The organism is Blautia sp. AF19-13LB (assembly GCF_003479105.1).
In the GTDB taxonomy this organism is placed as follows: domain Bacteria; phylum Bacillota; class Clostridia; order Lachnospirales; family Lachnospiraceae; genus Fusicatenibacter; species Fusicatenibacter saccharivorans.
In genome coordinates this window covers 367205-387009 of record NZ_QUGO01000001.1, presented here as the reverse complement: position 1 = coordinate 387009, position 19805 = coordinate 367205, and the positions used below count along the sequence as shown (strand labels likewise).

The following is a 19805-nucleotide window of genomic DNA, read 5'->3' as shown; positions in this document are numbered from 1 at the left end:
ATTTGTCTATAGAAAAATTAAAAATTTCGACAAGAAATTTTCAGATTCTTTTCGTTTCTTTCTTGCATTCTACTTGATAATATTGTAACATTTAGGATGTTTCCATATTATGAGGCGACATTTCCGCCTACAAAATTCAAAAGGAGAGAAAACTATGGAAAAGTTTAGCAAGCTGATGGAAAACACATTCAAGCTGCGGGAAAATGGAACAACGGTCAAAACCGAGATCATCGCCGGTGTCACCACGTTCATGACGATGGCGTACATTCTTGCCGTCAACCCGAACATCCTTTCCTCCACCGGCATGGACCACGGCGCTGTCTTTACCGCAACGGCTCTGGCAGCCTTCCTTGGCACCCTGCTCATGGCACTTTTCGCCAATTATCCATTCGCTCTGGCACCAGGAATGGGCCTCAACGCCTATTTCGCCTACACCGTTGTTCTCGGCTACGGATATAGCTGGCAGGCAGCCCTGACCGCCGTTTTTGCAGAAGGTATCATCTTTATTGTACTTTCTCTGACCAACGTCCGTGAGGCGATCTTCAACTCCATTCCGGTCAGCCTGAAATCTGCAGTCAGCGTCGGCATCGGTCTGTTCATCGCATTCATCGGACTTCAGAATGCAAAAATTGTACTGTCGAACTCTTCAACCGTGGCAGGCCTCTATTCCCTGTCTTCCTACAATGCCAACCTGCAGTCTGCAGCCACATTAAACGGAACAGAGTATGTGGCAGGAACGTTTAACGATGTCGGAATCACCGTTCTGCTCGCAGTCATCGGTGTTATCCTCACCGCCGTTCTTGTCGTACGCAATGTAAAGGGAAACATCCTCTGGGGAATTCTTGCAACCTGGATCCTCGGCATGATCTGCCAGGCATGCGGTCTCTACGTTCCGAACCCGGCAAACGGCTTCTACAGCCTGTTCCCGGATTTTTCCAACGGACTTTCCATTCCAAGCCTTGCCCCGATTTTCGGAAAACTGGATTTCTCCATTCTGAAAACAGGCGAGTTCTTCGTGATCATGTTTGCATTCCTGTTTGTCGATATGTTTGATACCATCGGAACTCTGATCGGTGTATCTTCCAAGGCAAACATGCTCGACAAAAACGGAAAACTTCCGCGCATCAAGGGCGCGCTGATGGCAGATGCTGTTGCTACCTGCGCAGGTGCTGTTCTTGGTACTTCTACCACAACGACTTTCGTTGAGAGTGCTTCCGGCGTTTCCGAAGGCGGCCGTACCGGTCTTACCGCTGTTACCACTGCAATCCTCTTCGGCCTCGCTCTGTTCCTCTCCCCGATCTTCCTTGCCATCCCGTCCTTTGCAACGGCTCCGGCACTGATCGTGGTAGGCTTCTACATGCTGACCAACGTAGTCAACATTGATTTCAGCGATCTTTCCGAGGCGATTCCGTGCTACATCTGCATCGGAGCAATGCCATTCTTCTACAGCATTTCCGAAGGTATTGCCATGGGAGTTATCTCCTACGTTGCAATCCAGATCCTGAGCGGAAAAGCAAAAGAAAAAAAGATCAGCGTGATCATGTACATCCTGGCTGTTCTGTTTATCTTAAAATACCTTCTTCTGTAATGGCTTTTTAACGATACAGAACTGCATAAAAAGGCTCCTGTCCTACAGATTTTATTCTGTGAAACAGGAGCTCTTTTTATGCTCTGAATCAAAAATTTTTATTCTGCCAGGGTCCGGTAAAAGCAGGTACGGTTTCCGGTGTGGCACGCTGCGCCGACCTGTTCTACTTTGGCAAGAATTGTATCGTTGTCGCAGTCAATCAGAAGCTGTTTTACATACTGCACATGGCCGGAGCTCAGTCCTTTCGTCCAGAGCTCATTGCGGCTTCTGCTCCAGTACGTCATTTTTCCAAGGCGCAGTGTCGTCTCAAACGCTTCTTCATTCATGTAGGCGAGCATCAGCACTTCGTCATTTTCCGCATCCTGTACAACAACCGGAACCATGCCGTCGCTGTTTGTCTTAAAATCCGCCCAGGTAAAATCACATTTTAATGCTTGTTTCATGTCTTGTTCTCCTCTTTTTCTGCTCTTACAGGCTGCCCTTGGTCGAGAGCACGCCGGCAATTCTCGGATCGAAGGAAGTTGCCTCATCGAGTGCCTTCGCAAATGCTTTGAACATCGCCTCGATGATGTGGTGGTTATTTCCGCCGTCAAGCACTTTGATATGCAGATTCATCTGCGCCGCATAGGAAACGGCGTAGAAGAATTCTTTTACCATCTCGGTCTCCATCTCTCCTACTTTCTCCCGCGTAAATTCTGCCTGGAAAGAGAGATACGGTCTGCCGCAGAGGTCAACGGCCGAGAGCACCAGTGTCTCGTCCATCGGAAGGATTCTGTCGCCGTAGCGGCGGATGCCCTGTTTGTCGCCGACTGCCTCGCGGATTGCAGTTCCGAGCACGATACCGGTGTCCTCGATCGTGTGGTGGCCGTCTATATCAAGGTCTCCATCTACAGAAACGGAAAGGTCGAAAAGACCGTGGCGGGCAAAGCCGTCGAGCATATGGTCAAAAAAGCCGATGCCGGTGTGGATGTCGCTCTTTCCCGTTCCATCCAGATTTAATGTCATGCGGATCTTTGTTTCTTTTGTCACGCGTTCTACGCTGGCTGTTCTGTTCTCCACTTACTCTTCCCCCTCAAAACGGACGGCAATCGAATTGGCGTGTGCCGTCAAGCTCTCTGATTTTGCAAAGCTCTCGATATCCTCGTGGATCTCGGAAAGGGCTTCTCTGGAATAATAGATGATGCTGGATTTCTTCACGAAATCGTCTACGGACAGCGGGGAGAAGAATTTTGCGGTTCCGTTCGTCGGCAGGATATGGTTCGGGCCGGCAAAATAGTCACCGAGAGGCTCGCTGGAGTTCTCGCCGAGGAAAATAGCACCGGCGTTATGTACCTTCATCATATCCTCAAACGGGTTCTTCGTCACGATCTCGAGGTGCTCCGGTGCGATGGCATCTACGGTGTCGATCGCTTCCTGATGCGAATCGGTGACAAGGATGTAGCCGAAGTTGTCCAGTGATTTGGAGATGATGTCGCTTCTGGAGAGGACTTTTAAGAAACCGTTTACCTCTTCACTTACCTTCTCTGCCAGTTCCTGGGAGGTGGTAATGAGGATCGCACTTGCAAGCTCATCATGCTCAGCCTGGCTTAAGAGATCGGCTGCCACGAACCGCGGATTTGCAGTCTCATCAGCAAGGACAAGAATCTCACTTGGGCCTGCGATGGAGTCGATGCTGACATTTCCGTATACGGCTTTCTTTGCAAGGGCAACGTAGATGTTTCCAGGTCCTACGATTTTATCGACTTTTGGAATGCTCTCGGTTCCGTAAGCAAGGGCTGCAATTGCCTGTGCACCGCCGATTTTAAAGACGCGGTCCGCACCGGCTTCTTTTGCTGCCGCAAGGACAACCGGGTTGACTTTTCCGTCTCTGCCGCACGGCGTTGTCATGCAGATTTCTTTGACTCCTGCCACTTTTGCCGGAAGAATGTTCATCAGAACAGAGGACGGATACGCTGCCTTTCCTCCCGGAACGTATACGCCGACACGGTTCAGGGCGGTCAGCTTCTGGCCAAGCATCGTTCCGTTCTCGGTAGAGGTGAACCAGCTGTTCTGTTTCTGTTTTTCGTGGAACTCACGGATATTTTTCATGGATCTGCGGATGACACCGATCAGCTCTGGATCTACGATGTTGTACGCCTCATCAATCTCTTCCTGTGTTACTTCTACGGTAGAAGCATCGAGTACCGCGTGGTCGAATTTCTCGGTATATTCGAAAACGGCTGCGTCTTTTCTTGTTTTTACATTCTCAATGATCTCCTGCACGGAAGCCTCGTACGTTCCGTACTGTGTCGGGCTTCGTTTCAGCATATTCTCCAGAATATTTTCTGTGGTCTCTTTTGTCAGTTTTACGATTCTCATACCAGTGCTCCTTTCAGATCCTGAATTAATTTGGTAATTCTCTCATTTTCCATCCGCATGCTCACCTGGTTGACAACCATGCGCGCAGACAGCGGGCAGACCTCCTCGAGAACGGTCAGGCCGTTTTCCCGTAAAGTGCTTCCTGTCTCTACAATATCCACAATCACTTCGGAAAGTCCGACAATCGGTGCCAGCTCGATCGAGCCGTTCAGCTTGATCATCTCAACGGTCTGGTGCTTGCGGTTGTAGAAGTAATCCTTGGCAATGTTTGGGTACTTCGTTGCCACACGGATCTGCTGGTTGTGCTGCAGCAGCTCACGCGCGGACTCCGGTCCGCAGACACACATGCGGCACTTGCCGTAGCCAAGGTCCAATACCTCGTAGAGGCGTCTTCCTTCCTCCAGAATCGTGTCCTTTCCGACGATTCCGATATCCGCTGCGCCGTACTCCACATAGGTCGGCACATCCGGACCTTTGGCGAGGAAGAAACGGAGCTTATGCTCTTCGTCCGTGAAAATCAGCTTTCTCGTATCTTTATTTTTCATTTCATCGCAGGTGATGCCGACTTTTTCCAGCAGCTCCAGCGTCTGGTACGCCAGGCGTCCTTTTGTCAGTGCAATGGTCAAATATCTCATCTTTTTCGTACCCTTCCTCTCCTACAGCTCCACCGGCTGTACTTCTCCTGTCGACAAATCGATAGCAAGCACCGAATCGCTCTTCTGAATATAGACAATGCCGCCGAACTGGTTCTTTCTGCCGTATTCTTCATAATCTGCAAGAACCTTGTCCCTTGCAAAGCAGACCAGCGCGACATCCATGCCCTTGCTTCTGTGCTCGTTAGCAAGTTTTACGGCCAGCGGCTGAAGAAAATCCGGGTAGAGCAGCATCGTTTTCGTATTGGCAATCGGAAGAGAAATTTTCTGGCGCTCCAGTGCATTCATCAGAGATTCCATGACAGTACAGAATCCGATCGCCGGCGCTTTCTTTCCGAAGTGCTGCAGCAGTGCATCGTAGCGGCCGCCTTTTACGATCGGCTCGCCGGTGCCGTAGGTGTAGGCCTGGAAAATAATACCGGTGTAGTAATGGAATTTGCTTAAAAGGCCGAGATCGAAGAAGACGTATTTTTCATAGCCGTAATCTTTAACGATCTCATAGATCGTAGCCAGACGATCGAGTGCCTCTCTTGCCGCCGGATTTCTTGTAAGGCCTTTTGCCTTTTCGAGAATCTCTGCATTTCCGAACAGTTGCGGAACATCACGGAGTGCTTCAAACAGATCACTTCGAAGGTTCTGTTTTGCCAGCAGCTCCTCGGCGCCAAAATGATTTTTAATGGAAATCAGTTCTTTTAATTCGTTCAGAACATCCTCGGCGAGCGCAGCTTCCTCGGCGAGCGCCTGGAAGAAACCTACGTGGCCGATGCTGATCTGGAAATCGGTAAGACCGGCATCCAGCATAACTTTTACGGTCATCGCAATGATCTCTGCGTCTGCCATTGCGGAATCATCGTTTAAGAGCTCGACGCCCATCTGGGTGGACTCTTTTAAGCGGCCCTGATAGCTGCTGCTGTTGACGAAGCTGCTTCCTCTGTAGCAAAGGCGGATCGGCATCGTCTCTTCCATGAAATACATGGAGGCTGCGCGTGCAATCGACGGGGTAAAGTCCGGACGGAGCACAAGGGTGTTGCCGTCGCGGTCAAAGAATTTGTAGAGCTCGCGGGACGGTGTTGTTCCCACTTCTCTTCCGAATACATCAAAAAACTCGAACGTCGGTGTTTCAATATCCTGATATCCAAACGCATGAAATACCTGCTCAATCTGATTCTCCAGGTATAATTTTTTCGTACATTCCTGATTGTAGACATCCCGGACGCCTTCCGGGGTATGAATTAATCGATCCATGTTTTGTTGTCCTCACTTTTTCGCTTTAGTTCACTACCATATTACCATATTGAATTTAAAACTATGGTTAGTATATCGGAAAACATTTTCCCTGTCAACTCAAAATTTTAATCCGCTTTCGAATCCCGTATCTCCAGATCCTTCTGGATTCCGTTCAGGTACGGGACGAGAACGCTGCTTCCCGTTCTGGGAAGGAAGAATGACGTTTCAAGCTCGGTGTAGGAAAAATGCTTCTTTCCGCCGTTCTGTCCGCGGTCCCAGAAGGTTTTCATCGTCTCATACCGCAGGTAATAATATTCGTCCCGCGCCGTAAAATACAGCAGCAGGAAGGAAATCCCCCCCTGCTGCTCGAAATCTTTCATAAACGTGACCTGGTGCTCGTGGATGTTTGCGAGCGGAAAGGAATCCGTTTTGCACTCTTTGGCATCGAAGCAGACGGGAATGCCCTGTACAGCGCCGATGTAATCAACGGTACTCTTCTTTTCAAAATAAGCCAGCGTGATGTGTCTGCTCTCCTTATCTATTTTGATCGGGGTGATCGGCGTCGGCACCTTCTGGATCAGTGCCAGATGCTTGTCACGGTACTGCTCGTTTGTGCGGTTGATCATTTCCTCCAACGTTGATCCGCGGAGTCCCCTCGATGTCCATGCCATAATTCCTGTCCTCGTCTTCGTTCTGTTCTTATTCAATCAGAGAAATTTTGTTCAGCGGCCAGTAGCGCAGAAAGGCCTTGCCGATGATCTTGTCTTTCTCTACGTACGGATTCAGCCAGTAGCGGGAATCCTTTGATACGTTCCGGTTGTCGCCGAGCATAAAGTAGCAGCCCTCCGGCACCTCATACGGTCCGAAATCGCCGACCGGTGTTTCCGGGCAGAAATCATCGCGCAGCGGCTCGGTGGAATCGTTGATATACACCTTTCCGTCGCGGATCGTAACCGTCTCTCCCGGCAGTCCGATGACGCGCTTGATAAACTTCTGCTTCTCGTCGTCCGGATAATAGAAAATAACGATGTCATACCGCTGCGGATCGCTCTTTACATAAGCAAGGCGGTTACCGAAGATCTGGTCTCCGGTCATAATCGTGTTTTCCATGGAAGGAGACGGGATTCTTGCGTTGATGACAATGACCTGCTCCACAAAAACAACGACTGCCACGACAATGGCGATCATTTTTACATATTCCCAGATTTCCCGTCCGATGCTCGTCTCCTCCGTTTTTCTTGGTTTTGTTTCTTTCTTTTCGTTGTCTTTTCGGCTCATAATCCTTCTCCCGTCAAATGTTCTCCCTGTAAAATCCGGCGCACGGATGATGGCAGGGGCGCTGTAAAGGTTTTTCCGGACAGATCCGATAAGGTGCCCGTAAGCTCTGGAAATACCGCCTTCCACGAATGGAGAAGTTGGTATTTCAGTCCGTATTTTTCCCGGAAGCGGCGGTTAAACTCCGCATCCCCGTATTTCGTATCTCCCGCAAGCGGATGACCGATGCTCGCGAGATGGCTGCGGATCTGATGGCTCTTTCCGGTCACCAGCTCAACCTCCAGCAGCGTACAGCCTCTTCCGGCACAGAGCGGCCGGTATGCGGTTTCTATGTAAACAGCATCTCCCTGCTGCTCTCTCTGAATCGAAACACGGTTTGTCCTCTCATTTTTTGTGAGATATCCGCGGATCCGCTCTGTCTCTGTCACGGTTCCTTTTACAACCGTCAGATAGTATTTTCCAACAGCCCGCTCTGCGATCAGTTCTGAAAGCTGCTGCGTCGCCGCAACGGTTTTTCCGGCAAGAATCAGACCGCTGGTGTTCCGGTCCAGACGATTGCAGAGTCCGGCGCGGAACATGGTCTCCTCCCCGGCATTTTTTTCCGAAAGATAGGCGCCGAGCGCTTCGGTAAGGCTCACATCCGTCTCTTTCGCCTTCTGTGAGAGGACACCTGCCGGCTTGTTCAGGAAAATTACTTTTTCGTCTTCATAGACGATATCCAGCTTCGGATACTTTACCTGTTTTCCAGCCGCCGGTTTTTCCGGTGTTTTCCGAAATTTTTCGATGGTCTCTTCCGCCAGATACAGCCGGATCGTATCGCCTGTTTTCAGCTTTTCACTGCCGTCCGCCTTTTTCTGGTTCAGCACAATGTTTTTCTTTCGCAGCATTTTATAGAAGAAACTCTTTGGCGCCTCCTCCATATATTTGGACAGATATTTGATGAGCTGCTGCGCGCAGTCTTTTTCTGTCACGGTCAGTTCTCTCATAGCAATGGTCTCCTACAGTGCCAGCGCCAGCATCGTGTGTTTCACCAGTTCCGTGCGGGACAGATCCGGGTACCGCTCATCCGGTTTGAAGTTTTCACTGGCGCCCTTTTCCAGCTCATCGTAGTTGCGGTTCAGGGAATCGAGGCGCTCCAGAAATGCTTTTTCCCGATCAAAAATCTTCACATGGCATTTGTAGCCGTTGGCACGGATGATCTTGTTCAGATACGTAGCGCAGTCCTCGATCTGTTTCTGGTCTTTGGCGCGCGTGGTGTAGCAGGCGATCTCCTCACCGCAGAACGCCGCTGCTTCGATCATCAGACTCGATTTTTCCTGTGTGATATACATTTCATATCCCATCAGCAGTTTTCCTTTTTTTGCCTCAATGGCATCGTACACTGCTTTGTCCACTGACTTTTGCATAACCATCATGATAAAACCGACGGCGGCGCGGCAGCCCGGCAGACAGCCTACTACGGCGACAACCGTAAAAATGTTGCTCTTGTTTCCGTCTGCAAGCACAAGCCCGACAATAAAAACGATGGCCGGAAGGACGAACAGTCCCAGTGTCACAAGCAGTCTTTTTTTCTTTTCCCGGCGGATATAGCCGTAATCCCCTTTTCTGATCTTCATTCTTCTGTCATTTCCCTTCTTCGATAAGATCCCCGCTCATCTTCTGCGTGTTTATTTCTTTTTGTGCACGTTGCGGAGCGTCTTTTTCGGCCGTCCGCCTGTTTTGGCTTTTCCCTGTCCGGAACGGTCATTCGCCGTCTTCTGGCCAAAGCCTTTTCCGTTGGACCCTTTTCCTCTTGACGGTTTTCCTGCCTCCCCGGCCATCTTTCTCGGTCGTACGAGACATTTCGGTCCGAATCCGATCAGATCCTCCCGGTGTGTCCGGCGCAGTGCCTCGCAGACGAGCTCATAGTTCTCCGGATTCCGGTACTGAATCAGCGCACGCTGCATCGCCTTCTCATGCGGCGATTTCGGCACGTAAACCGGATCCATCGTCCGCGGGTCAAGACCGGTATAGTACATACAGGTGGAAAGTGTGGAAGGCGTCGGATAGAAGTCCTGTGCCTGCTCCGGGATAAATCCCATATCGCGGATGTACTCGGCAAGCTCCACCGCATCCTCCAAGTCACACCCCGGATGGGACGACATAAAATACGGAAGTGCGTACTGCTGCTTCCCCGTCTTTTTGTTGCACGCATCGAAGCGGCGGATAAATTCCTGATATACTTCGTGGCGCGGTTTTCCCATATAGGAAAGCACACGGTTCGAAACGTGCTCCGGCGCAACGCGGAGCTGACCGCTGACGTGATCCTTTACCAGCTCGGAAAGGAACGTCTGGTCTTTATCGGCCAGGACATAGTCAAAACGGATGCCGGAGCGGATAAAGACTTTCTTCACGCCCGGAATGTCTTTTAATTCCCGCAGCAGCTTCACATAATCTCTGTGATCTGCCACCATATTTTTACACGGCTCCGGGAAGAGACAGTTCCGGTTCGGGCAGGCGCCTTTGGTGAGCTGCTTTTTGCATGCCGGACCGCGGAAATCCGCCGTCGGGCCGCCGACATCGTGAATATAGCCTTTAAATTCTTTTTCCTGAACCATCTGCCGCGCTTCCGCCAGAATGGATTCGTGGCTTCTTGTCTGCACAACGCGTCCCTCGTGGAACGTCAGCGCGCAGAAACTGCAGGATCCAAAGCAGCCGCGGTTGCTCGTCAGACTGTATTTGATTTCCCCAAGCGCCGGCACACCGCCGTCTTTTTCATAGCTTGGGTGATAGGCGCGCATGTATGGAAGCGCATAGACATCATCCATCTCCTGCTCTGTCAAAGGACGGGAAGGCGGATTCTGTACAATGTAGCCCTGGCCCTCATACGGCTCTGCCATCGGCTTCGCATTGATGGCATCGGTATTTTTATACTGAATCGCAAAGCTCTCCGCATACGTCCGCTTGCTCTCCCGCACCTCCTCGAATGACGGCAGCACCACCGGGTCAATCAGGTGATCCAGCGTTTTGCTCCGATAAACGGTTCCCGGAATAAAGGTGACATCATGAACGTCAATGCCGGCCGCAAGTGCATCTGCAATCGCTACGATCGAAAGTTCTCCCATTCCGTACGAAATCAGATCCGCACCGGAATCGAGAAGGACGGAGCGGCGCACCTGGTCAGACCAGTAATCGTAATGCGAAAGGCGCCGGAGCGATGCCTCGATGCCGCCGAGGATCATCGGTGTATGTTTATACGTTCTCCGGATCAGATTGCCGTACACGGTAACCGCGCGGTCCGGCCGTTTTCCCATGACACCGCCCGGCGTAAAGGCATCTGTTTTTCGGTGCTTTTTCGCCACGGTATAATGGTTGACCATGGAATCCATATTTCCGGAAGAGACAAGAAAGCCAAGACGCGGTTCACCGAAAATCGAAATGCTGTTCTCGTCCTTCCAGTCCGGCTGTGAGATGATGCCGACGGAATAGCCGTTCGCCTCGAGCACACGGCTGATGATTGCCGGTCCGAACGAGGAATGGTCCACGTAGGCATCTCCGATGACATAGACAAAGTCAAACTGTTCGATTCCCCGTTCCTTCATCTCTTCTCTTGTAATTGGTAAAAAAGGCATGCTTTACTTTCCTTTCTGTGTTTCGGCGTCCGCTATGCCAAGCGCCGCTTTTTCTTCCTGCGTCAGGAGACGGGCACTGCCCTTTGGCAGCGCCGGATCAAGTTTCAGGCTCCCCATCGACAGCCGTTTCAAATAGACGACCGTTTTTCCGACCTTCTCAAACATGCGCTTGATCTGGTGGAAGCGGCCCTCACAGATGGTAATGCGGATCCGGCTTTCAAAAATGCCAGGCTCTTTTTCTGTCGTTTCCAGAATGGTAAGCTCGGCCGGAAGTGTCGGTTTGTCGTCCCCAATGTCGAGCCCTTCGGCAAATGCCTGCCGATCTTCTTCTGTCACTTTTCCGTCAATCACGGCCTCATACACTTTCGAGACATGCGATTTCGGAGAGAGCAGCCGGTGGGAAAGGGCTCCGTCGTTCGTAATCAGCAGCAGCCCTTCGGTGTCCTTGTCGAGCCGTCCGACCGGAAAGAGGTCTTTTCTTGCCGCATCACTTAAAAGATCGAGTACGGTCCGGTCACGGCGGTCCTCCGTCGCAGAGACGACACCCGCCGGTTTGTGGAGCATCCAGTATTCCATTTTCACATAGGAAATGCTGTTTCCGTCCACAGTCACCTGCGCTTCATCCGGGTCGACTTTCAGTTCCGGGGCTTTTGCCGTAATTCCGTCTACGGCCACCCGTCCCTTCCGGATCAGGGCCTTTACTTCCTGGCGTGTTCCCACACCCATGTCCGCCAGATATTTATCGAGTCGTAATTTACTCATACCATCCGCCATCCTGCATAATATTTATTCTTTAACGTTCCGTTGTTTATTTTTCCCCAGCCAAGTGGGAAATCATCCAGGCACACAAGCACCCAGCCCTTTTTCCCCTGACACTCTTCTTCGGAAAACGAGAGTGTCTCACCCTTTAAGTAGCGCATGACACGGTCATCTCCCTTGGGAATGGTCAAACACGAAACGTATTCTTCTTTTTTCAGATACGCCGCCAGCGCCTGGGACGGCTCGAAGCGGTTTTTCTTTACGGTGCCAAGCGAAAGTCCGGTCCGCAGATAGCGCAGACCCTTTGCCGCACAGACACCTTCCGGCAGAAAATAGAGCTGGTCTTTCACAAGGGCAAACGAACCATTCTTCCAGTCCACGCGCACGCCAGCAAGAAACTCTTCCGCCTCTTTCGGCAGCTTCTTTGTCGTTTCCAAAAGGCGGGACGGCTGCCGTTTCCGGCTCTCTCCCTGCTTTTTCAGGAGCGCCACGAAATGGCCTTCTCCCTCCATCCGCTGCGGGAAAATATGAACGCACCGGGAAAGATCGCGGCCATTCACGGATACTCCCGGCGCAAACCCTTCGTAACCCGGGGTAATTTCCTGCACTTCCATATCCGGATGCGCATCCAGCAGCCCTGCGATGACCTCTTCGTTCTCCTTTACAGAAAACGTACAGGTAGAGTACAGCAGCTCTCCGCCCTCTGCAAGCATCTGATACGCCTGCTCGATCAGTTTTTTCTGGATCGGCACATAATGCTCCGGCCCATTTTCACTGTAGTAGCGCAGCATTGAGCTCTCTTTTCGGAACATGCCCTCCCCAGAGCACGGCGCGTCAAGAAGGATCTTGTCAAAAAAGGCCGGATACAAGGTTACTAATTTTTCCGGATCCTCGCTCGTCACGAGAAGACGTCCCACTCCCTGGATTTCCAGGTTGCGCAGCAGCGCCTTCGCCCGCGAATTGCTGATATCGTTTGCCAGCAGCATGCCGCCCTCACCGATCCGGCTTCCCAGCTCCGTTGCCTTTCCGCCCGGTGCCGCACAGAGATCGAGCACACGGTCATCCGGCTCAATTGGAAGGCGGGATGCCGGTGTCATCGCACTCGGCTCCTGCAGATAATACAGGCCCGCATAGTAATCGGCATCCTTTGCCGGATTGCAGCTCTCTTCATCGTAATAAAATCCATTTGGGATCCACGGAACCTTCTTAAGCGGAATATCGGTCCGCCTAAGAAACTCTTCTGTCGAAATTTTTCCGTTGTTTACCCGCAGTCCTCTATGTACCGCCTCGTCAAATGTCTTGCGGTATGCCTCATATTCTTCCTCACCGAGCAGCTGTTTCATCTCCTGCTCAAAGGCTTCCGGCAGTGTGATCATATCCGTTTATCCCCTTTTGTTCTAAAGTTCGTCTGTAATTGCCTGTGCGCGGTATCCCTCTGCAATTAGATCCAGTTCTTTGTGGAACCGTTTTAACTCCTGCAGATCGTTCTGCGCATAGATGTGATAAAACTCATCCTGAATTTTTTCTATTTCGCGTTTGTTCGTCACCTTGTAAAGATTCTCGATATTATTCAGGATATCCGTGATCAGATTCCGCTGTATCTGGGAGGAATTCTGTGCATCCATAATCTCACTCCGCACAGAGGACATCTCATTATCCAGCACAATAATCGCCTTTGCAGCTGCACTTAAGCGCTCCCGGATGTGATCCGGAATGTTTGCCTTATATTTGTACTGCAGCGAGTGCTCAATCGTCGCCCAGAAATCCATCGCCATCGTGCGGATCTGGATTTCCACCTGGATGCGCTTCGGGCCGTTCATCGTCTCCACGGTATAGTAAACAATGAGGTGATAGCTCCGGTAACCGCTGTCCTTCATGTGGCGGATGTAGTCTTTCTCGCTCTTAATCTCAATATCCGACCGCTTCTGGATCAGGTCGGCAACCTTTTCGATATCTTCAACGAACTGGCAGATGATGCGGATGCCCGCGATATCCTCCACCTGCTCCTCCATCTCTTCGGGCACAATGCCCTTTCTCTGCATTTTTTCCAGAATACTGGAAACACTCTTCACACGGCCGCTCACGCTCTCGATCGGTGAGTACAGCCCTTTTCCGTGGTGCTCCTTGATCAGATGCCGGAATTTCACCTGTAATTCCTTGACAGCCAGCTCGTATGGTTCCAGAATCTCATGCCATAACAGTATATCCATGTCCCCTAATCTCCTTTTTTGCTCCTGCTTTCAGCCATTTTTCTTATCGGATGGTAAACGCTTTGGAAATTCAATCCCCACCCTGTTACTTTATGCCTGTCTTTTCTGTTTTATGACTGTTTTTCAGAAACTTTTTTGAAATAGACACGGGCAGTTTTTTATGCCTGCCGTTTCGAAAGCTGCTCCAGAACGCGGCACAGGTACTGATACGTTCTCTCCACGGAGGAAATCGAAAGCCGCTCCTCGGTCGTGTGGATTGCTTTCATGTTCGGGCCGAAAGATACACAGTCAAGACCGGAAAGCTTTTCATAGAACAGACCGCATTCCAGTCCGGCATGAATCGCTTCCACTGCCGGTTTCTGTCCATACATGGCTTCATATTCCGCCACCATCAGATCGCGGAGGGCAGAATCCTCTTTATACTCCCATGCCGGGTACGCGCCCTCTACGTGGAACTCACCGCCCAGGAAACCGATCAGATACTCCAGCTTGTCGGAAAGGGCTTCCTTTGCACTTCCCACGGAGCTCCGCACACTTGCACACGCATGCAGGTGATCCGGCTCTAATTTCAGAATACCGAGGTTCAGGGATGTTTCCACCAGTCCCGGGATCTGGCCGCTCATCTTCTGTACCCCGTTCGGAAGATTCATCAGGAAAAAGACGGTTTTCTGCAGGCTGACCGGATGAAGCGCCGGTGCAGCGCCCTCGCCTGTTTTCTCTACCGTAACGGTAATACCGTCATCTGTTCCGCTGTACTCTCTGCAAAGATTTTCGGTGAAGCGTGATGCTTCCTCTTTTAAGATCTCTTTCTCTCCGCCGTCGATGGCAAGAAGCATGCGGGTTGTCCGCGGAATGGCGTTGTCTTTTAAACCGCCCTCCAGCTCGATCAGGGCATAATCCATCTTTCCTGCCAGTTCGTACAGGAAACGGCCCGCCAGAATGTTGGAGTTGGCACGGTTTTTGTGGATTTCCGTACCGGAATGGCCACCGGCAAGACCGGAAATCGTCACTTCCATCTGCTCACCCATCACTTCGCTTCTGCGCACCGGCAGATCCATCATGGCTGTCATACCGCCTGCGCATGATACAGTGAGAATGCCTTCCTCTTCAGAATCCATATTTAACAGTGTTCTTCCCTTTAATTCATTCCCGTTTAATGCTGCTGCGCCGAGCAGTCCGATCTCTTCATCCGTCGTAATCAGTGCCTCGATGGCCGGAAGCTGCAGATCATCCGATTCCAGCACAGCCAGCATATAGGCAACGGCAATTCCGTCGTCTCCGCCAAGCGTCGTGTCCCTGGCATAAATCTCATCGCCGTCGATGTGAAGCTCAAGGCCGTCCTTCGTAAAATCGTGGCTGCTGCCCGGCTTCTTCTCGCAGACCATATCGCAGTGGCCCTGCAGAATCACGGTCGGAGCCAATTCACATCCCTTCGATGCCGGGCGGCGGATGACCACGTTGTTGGACGCATCCTGATACCAGGATAATTCATGGTCCCTTGCAAACTGAACCAGATAGTCGCTCACTTCTTTTGTGTTTCCGGAGCCGTGCGGAATGCGGCAGAGCTCTTCAAAATAATAAAATACACGTTCTGGTTTTAATCCTGCTAATACGCTCATTTTTTCTTCTCCCATCTTCTTTTTTTCAAAGCTTCGTCATACTCTATTTTAGAAAGCGGGAGGAGGTTCGAACGTCATGAAAAAATCACTTTTATTTCTCTCTTCCCTGCTTCTTTTTTTCTGTCTTCTTATCTTTCCCGCGCGGACTTTTTTCTATGCCTGCGAGGGTGTCAATCTCTGGTTTCATACCATTCTTCCGTCACTTCTGCCGTTTCTGATTCTGACATCTCTTCTTCTGGAAACAGGAGCCGCACGGCGGATCTCTGCCCGTGCAGAAGTTTTTTTTCAAACGGTTTTCGGTCTTTCCCCGGCTGGGTTTTATGCACTTTTTCTCGGTCTTTTCTGCGGTTTTCCCATGGGAGCGCGCATCACTGCCCAGCTCTATGAGGCAGAAGAAATTGACCGGAACGAAGCGTGCTATCTTTTAACCTTCTGCAGCAGTCCGAGTCCTGCCTTTCTGTCTTCCTATGTTATCTTAACTGCGTTTTCCGGACAGATCCATCCCGGCTTCGTCTTCGGCGTGCTTTACGGTTCCAATTTTCTAACTGGTTTTCTGTTCCGGCTTGTTTTCCGCCGCTTCCGCCTGCACCGGCACACCGCCCATCGGACACATTCCATGGAAAAAAAAGAGATGTCAAAACAGACTTCCAAAGGAAACCTGCTGGACACCTCTATCATGAACGGATTTGAAATCATTACACAGCTTGGCGGATACATCATCCTGTTTTCCATTCTGTCCGGACTTCTGATGGATCTGCATCCGTTTGGTTCCGCCTCGCCCCTGCTCTGCGGCGTGCTGGAAATCACGACGGGAATCGCACAGCTTGCCGCGTCCTCTCTTCCTTACGCCGGAAAAGTCTCTGCTGTCCTTACCTGCGCCGCCTTCGGCGGTCTCTCTGTCGCTGCCCAGACAAACTGTATGATCCATAACAGCGGTCTGCCCCTCTGGCCTTATCTTGCCGGGAAGCTCTGCTGTGCTGCTTTCGCAGGAACGCTTGGTTTATTCCTCTTCGCTTTCCTCTTCTGATGCCGGATCATATTCCGGTACGACAACTTCTTCCTCTGGCTGCTCTTCTTCCGGAGCACCCTGCGGGGAGAGCTCACTTCTGTTCTGAACAACGGTATTGTAGCAGCTTGTCAGGGATTCTACAAAGCTGTTGTATTTCTCTCCTGCATCGTTTAATGCAGTCGTCATAATATTGCTTAAGTTGGCAAGCATATCATCGGTATATCCGATGGCGCCGAGACGGATGCTGTTGGCATCGTTGGTTGCAGCATCCAGGATTTCCTGTGCCTGCTGGTTTGCATTGTTGACGGTCTCATTTGCCTGTGCGTATGCTGTCTGCATCACTTCACTCTGCTCTACCATCTCTCTTGCCTTTGCCTGTGCCTCTGCAATGATGGCATCTGCCTTGTTCTGTGCGTCTGCCAGAATCGCATCTTTGTTGCTGATGATCTTCTGGTACCGTTTGATCTCGTCCGGTGTTTTCAGACGGAGCTCACGGAGAAGCTCTTCTAATTCTTCTTTATTTACAACGATTTTGGTGGTAGACAGCGGCTGATATTTACAGCTCTCTACATACTCCTCAATTTCTTCGATGATCTGTTCAATTCTGCTGCTCATTTTAATTCTCCTTATCTTTTATCCTGCGGCATTCCTTCTGAATTTCGGGCGGCATACTTTGCGCGGATTTCTTTTTCCACAAAATCCGGAACAAATTTGTGAATGTCGCCGCCAAAAGCAGCTACTTCTTTTACTACCGTGGAGCTGAGGTACGCATACTCCAGCGAGGTAATCAGAAACGTGGTATCTACTTCCGGTTCCAGAACGCGGTTCGTCTGTGCCATCTGCAGTTCATATTCAAAGTCTGTGATCGCGCGGAGTCCGCGGACGATCGTATGCGCCTGGCATTCCTTCGCAAAATCAACAGCGAGCCCGCTGAAAGAACGGACTTCGACATTTGGAATGTCCTGGGTCGCTTTCTTTAGTATATTAACACGTTCTTCCACAGAAAACAACGGAGATTTTGAGGAATTATGTAAAACTCCCACGATTACGCAGTCAAAAAGCTTGGATGCACGCAGAATGACATCCAGATGACCATACGTTACAGGGTCAAAAGTTCCCGGGTATACGGCTGTCTTCATGATTCTTTTACTCCTTCGTATTTGCTTTTCGGGGTAAGGAATACATGGACATTTGTCTTATAGATTTTTTTCTTCAGAATTTCGTATCCGGCATCCTCCGCCCAGTCGAAATCAGTATTCAGCGATGCTTCTACAATAATTAAGGTATCCTCACCGATAAAAGAGGCGTCGCGGAACGCATACAGCACGTCCTTTTCCAGTCCCTTATCGTATGGCGGGTCCATAAAAATGCAGTCAAAAGGCTCCTGTCCCTGAAGCGACTGCAGAGCTGCATGCGCTTCCATGGGCAGGAGCACTGCCTGCTGTTCCAGCTTCGTAAATTTTAAATTCTGCCGGATACAGTCTGCTGCAGCTTTGTTCTGCTCTACGAACCACGCGCGCTCGGCGCCGCGGCTCAACGCCTCGATTCCGATCGCCCCGCTTCCGGCGAACAGATCGAGAAAACGCGCATCCGGCAGATACGGCTGAAGCATGTTAAATAAGGTTTCTTTGATCCGGTCCGTCGTCGGCCGGGTCTGTCTGCCGGGAACCGTCTTTAATGGAAGACTCCGGCATTTTCCTGCTATTACTCTCATGTTGGTCTTATTTTCGTCCTTACTGTTTTTGTTTGATGGATCAGTCGGCTTTCAACTGCTCTCTCCAGTCCAGATCTCCTCTTGCAAGTCCCAAAATCAGAGACTCCGCGGTTCCGATATTTGTTGCAATCGGGATATTGTACTGGTCGCAGGTACGGATAATTTTGTAGACATCCGGCTCTTTCGGATTGATCATCGTCGGATTGTAAAAGAAAACTACCATATCCATATCGCCGCGTTCAATCATCTCGGTAAACTGTTTGTCTCCGCCTACGCTTCCAGGCAGAAACTTGTGTACATGAAGGTTCGTCACCTCTTCAATCCGCCGTCCGGTGGTTCCGGTGGCGTACACCTCATGTTTCATGAGGATTCCCTTGTATGCAATACAGAAATCCTCGATCAGACTCTTCTTGCTGTTGTGTGCTATGATTCCAATATTCATTACTGCAAACCGCCCCTTCTCCTGTTTTTACTACCATGTACAGCAATTATAACAAATTTATTTTCAATACGCAATTCTTTTTGTGAATTTTTTACACAGTTTTTATATTTTTTTCTGCCGTTCCATTTTTCCTTCTTCTTTTACTTTCTCCGCTTTTCCGGAAAAAATACAGAATCTGGAAGTTTATTTTTGTTTTCTTTCCACATACTATGACCGTAGCAGAACAGATGAAAAACACATCCGGATCTGCTTCACAGCAGCTTTTAACAAGCACAAAGATAAAGGAGGGAATGAACATGGCGAATCGTTCATCGAATACCGCAGCAGTACCAGAAGCAAAAGGCGCTCTGGACAAATTCAAATTTGAGGTGGCAAGCGAACTCGGCGTGCCGCTCAGTGATGGCTACAACGGTAACCTGACTTCCAAACAGAATGGTTCTGTCGGAGGTTATATGGTCAAAAAGATGATTGAGCAGCAGGAACGCCAGATGTCCGGCGGTTCTTCTGGCCAGTACTAATCATCCCGGTATAACATCCTGATGCCGGAACAGGCATCAAAAAGCGTGAGCTCTTTTCTTTTCGGAAAAGCTCACGCTTTTTTCTTGCTCCTGCAGAGCTGGTACATAATACTTACAGATCAATGCTTCCGGTTACATCATCATTGATTACGTAGTAAGCAGTAAATTCCTCCGGTTTTACATAAACCTTCAGGCTCTTTAATTCCTCTGCTTTCTTGCCATATCCTTCGATCCAGATCTGCTGGATTCTCTCGTACAGATCTTTCTCCTTGATTTCTCTTCCGCCGAACTGCAGAATCATCTCCTGCTCCGCTTCTTTCTTTGCTGCTTTTGCAGGTGATTTTTTCTCTGCCGGCTTTTTCACTGCTGCTGGTTTTTTCGGTGCAGCCGCTTTCTTTGTCGTTGTTTTCTTTGCTGTTGTGCGGGTTGTTTTTGCAGCTTTTGCTGCCGGTTTTTCTTCTGCTTTTGCAGGTGCTTCCTCTGCTGCTGCAGTTTCCTTTACAACTTCTTTTGCAACTTCTTTTACAGCTTCTTTCTCTGCCGCGGTTGTTTTTTCTGCTGCTTTGGTCTCTACTTTTACTGTCTCGTTCTCTGCTGTCTTAGCCTGGGCAGCTGGTTTTTTCTTTACCATATCTGTTTCCTCCCATTTGGACCGGCCCTGTATATTTTGGAAGAGCCGTCCTGCGAACTATCATTCAGGCGAACGCTTGACACTCACGGTCCGCACATTTTTTGATTCCTTGTTTATGATACATGAATTTTTTTGTCATTTCAAGTAATATCTGATTTCGCACGAATTTTCCACGAAATTGTACAGTCATT

The 19805-nt window shown here is 50.1% G+C and carries 21 protein-coding genes and 1 pseudogene; 3 read left to right on the top strand and 19 right to left on the bottom strand.

Annotation, left to right across the window (positions count from 1 at the left end; genetic code table 11):
• Positions 1 to 172: 172 nt before the first annotated feature.
• The gene (locus DWX32_RS01885; protein WP_118594792.1) at positions 173 to 1588 is read left to right on the top strand and encodes an NCS2 family permease; all 1416 of its coding nucleotides are present in this window, start codon (positions 173 to 175) and stop codon (positions 1586 to 1588) included.
• Between the two features lie 101 nt (positions 1589 to 1689).
• On the opposite strand, the pseudogene hisI reads toward DWX32_RS01885, so the two are convergent.
• From hisI to DWX32_RS01815, 14 genes and pseudogenes are all read right to left on the bottom strand, one after another.
• Positions 1690 to 2001 (bottom strand): annotated as a pseudogene (hisI, locus tag DWX32_RS01880) (phosphoribosyl-AMP cyclohydrolase); the annotation flags it as partial.
• 55 nt (positions 2002 to 2056) lie between these two features.
• A complete protein-coding gene (hisB, locus tag DWX32_RS01875; protein ID WP_243030477.1) occupies positions 2057 to 2593 on the bottom strand; it encodes an imidazoleglycerol-phosphate dehydratase HisB in 537 nt (178 codons plus the stop codon).
• A gap of 54 nt (positions 2594 to 2647) precedes the next feature.
• Complete coding sequence (hisD, locus tag DWX32_RS01870; RefSeq protein ID WP_118659159.1) at positions 2648 to 3946, bottom strand: histidinol dehydrogenase; 1299 nt, start codon at positions 3944 to 3946, stop codon at positions 2648 to 2650.
• Positions 3943 to 4581 carry an ATP phosphoribosyltransferase gene (gene hisG, locus DWX32_RS01865; protein WP_022461875.1) on the bottom strand — a complete coding sequence of 213 codons (639 nt, stop codon included), beginning with the start codon at positions 4579 to 4581 and terminating at the stop codon, positions 3943 to 3945. Before hisG ends, hisD begins: the two co-directional genes overlap by 4 nt.
• A 21-nt stretch (positions 4582 to 4602) precedes the next feature.
• Positions 4603 to 5844, bottom strand: a complete 1242-nt coding sequence (gene hisZ, locus DWX32_RS01860; RefSeq protein ID WP_118600646.1) for an ATP phosphoribosyltransferase regulatory subunit — start codon at positions 5842 to 5844, stop codon at positions 4603 to 4605.
• Between the two features lie 107 nt (positions 5845 to 5951).
• Entirely contained in the window at positions 5952 to 6500 is a 549-nt protein-coding gene (locus DWX32_RS01855) for a Holliday junction resolvase RecU (protein ID WP_117509155.1), read from the bottom strand.
• 25 nt (positions 6501 to 6525) lie between these two features.
• Positions 6526 to 7104 (bottom strand): signal peptidase I, encoded by a 579-nt coding sequence (gene lepB, locus DWX32_RS01850; protein WP_022461878.1) that lies wholly within the window; start codon positions 7102 to 7104, stop codon positions 6526 to 6528.
• Positions 7101 to 8087, bottom strand: a complete 987-nt coding sequence (locus DWX32_RS01845) for an RluA family pseudouridine synthase (protein ID WP_055226359.1) — start codon at positions 8085 to 8087, stop codon at positions 7101 to 7103. Before DWX32_RS01845 ends, lepB begins: the two co-directional genes overlap by 4 nt.
• Positions 8088 to 8099: 12 nt before the next feature.
• A complete protein-coding gene (locus tag DWX32_RS01840) occupies positions 8100 to 8717 on the bottom strand; it encodes a DUF4191 family protein (protein WP_118659158.1) in 618 nt (205 codons plus the stop codon).
• Between the two features lie 51 nt (positions 8718 to 8768).
• Complete coding sequence (locus tag DWX32_RS01835; protein ID WP_055226360.1) at positions 8769 to 10712, bottom strand: YgiQ family radical SAM protein; 1944 nt, start codon at positions 10710 to 10712, stop codon at positions 8769 to 8771.
• Positions 10713 to 10715: 3 nt separating this feature from the next.
• Positions 10716 to 11474, bottom strand: a complete 759-nt coding sequence (locus DWX32_RS01830; RefSeq protein WP_055218018.1) for a pseudouridine synthase — start codon at positions 11472 to 11474, stop codon at positions 10716 to 10718.
• Entirely contained in the window at positions 11471 to 12844 is a 1374-nt protein-coding gene (locus DWX32_RS01825; RefSeq protein WP_055218352.1) for an RsmB/NOP family class I SAM-dependent RNA methyltransferase, read from the bottom strand. The genes DWX32_RS01830 and DWX32_RS01825 overlap by 4 nt, the downstream gene beginning before the upstream one ends.
• A 24-nt stretch (positions 12845 to 12868) precedes the next feature.
• Positions 12869 to 13681 (bottom strand): GTP pyrophosphokinase, encoded by an 813-nt coding sequence (locus DWX32_RS01820; RefSeq protein ID WP_118659157.1) that lies wholly within the window; start codon positions 13679 to 13681, stop codon positions 12869 to 12871.
• A gap of 158 nt (positions 13682 to 13839) precedes the next feature.
• The gene (locus tag DWX32_RS01815) at positions 13840 to 15300 is read right to left on the bottom strand and encodes an aminoacyl-histidine dipeptidase (RefSeq protein ID WP_082424449.1); all 1461 of its coding nucleotides are present in this window, start codon (positions 15298 to 15300) and stop codon (positions 13840 to 13842) included.
• Positions 15301 to 15376: 76 nt separating this feature from the next.
• Here DWX32_RS01815 and DWX32_RS01810 point away from each other — a divergent pair, with 76 nt between their 5' ends.
• Positions 15377 to 16327 (top strand): nucleoside recognition domain-containing protein, encoded by a 951-nt coding sequence (locus tag DWX32_RS01810; RefSeq protein ID WP_118659156.1) that lies wholly within the window; start codon positions 15377 to 15379, stop codon positions 16325 to 16327.
• On the opposite strand, the gene DWX32_RS01805 is transcribed toward DWX32_RS01810, so the two are convergent.
• The 4 genes from DWX32_RS01805 to DWX32_RS01790 are packed head-to-tail and all read right to left on the bottom strand — an operon-like array spanning position 16301 to position 18465.
• Positions 16301 to 16924, bottom strand: coding sequence for an ATPase (locus DWX32_RS01805; protein ID WP_117508991.1), 624 nt, complete (start codon positions 16922 to 16924; stop codon positions 16301 to 16303). The genes DWX32_RS01810 and DWX32_RS01805 overlap by 27 nt on opposite strands.
• Before the next feature lie 11 nt (positions 16925 to 16935).
• Positions 16936 to 17448 carry a pantetheine-phosphate adenylyltransferase gene (gene coaD, locus DWX32_RS01800; RefSeq protein WP_022461888.1) on the bottom strand — a complete coding sequence of 171 codons (513 nt, stop codon included), beginning with the start codon at positions 17446 to 17448 and terminating at the stop codon, positions 16936 to 16938.
• Complete coding sequence (gene rsmD, locus DWX32_RS01795; protein ID WP_118659155.1) at positions 17445 to 18023, bottom strand: 16S rRNA (guanine(966)-N(2))-methyltransferase RsmD; 579 nt, start codon at positions 18021 to 18023, stop codon at positions 17445 to 17447. Before rsmD ends, coaD begins: the two co-directional genes overlap by 4 nt.
• A gap of 40 nt (positions 18024 to 18063) precedes the next feature.
• Entirely contained in the window at positions 18064 to 18465 is a 402-nt protein-coding gene (locus DWX32_RS01790) for a methylglyoxal synthase (protein WP_118659154.1), read from the bottom strand.
• 296 nt (positions 18466 to 18761) lie between these two features.
• Here DWX32_RS01790 and DWX32_RS01780 point away from each other — a divergent pair, with 296 nt between their 5' ends.
• Entirely contained in the window at positions 18762 to 18983 is a 222-nt protein-coding gene (locus DWX32_RS01780) for an alpha/beta-type small acid-soluble spore protein (protein ID WP_022461891.1), read from the top strand.
• Positions 18984 to 19095: 112 nt separating this feature from the next.
• Here DWX32_RS01780 and DWX32_RS01775 read toward each other — a convergent pair whose 3' ends face one another.
• Positions 19096 to 19614, bottom strand: coding sequence for a DUF6465 family protein (locus DWX32_RS01775; RefSeq protein WP_055265199.1), 519 nt, complete (start codon positions 19612 to 19614; stop codon positions 19096 to 19098).
• Positions 19615 to 19805 lie beyond the last annotated feature (191 nt).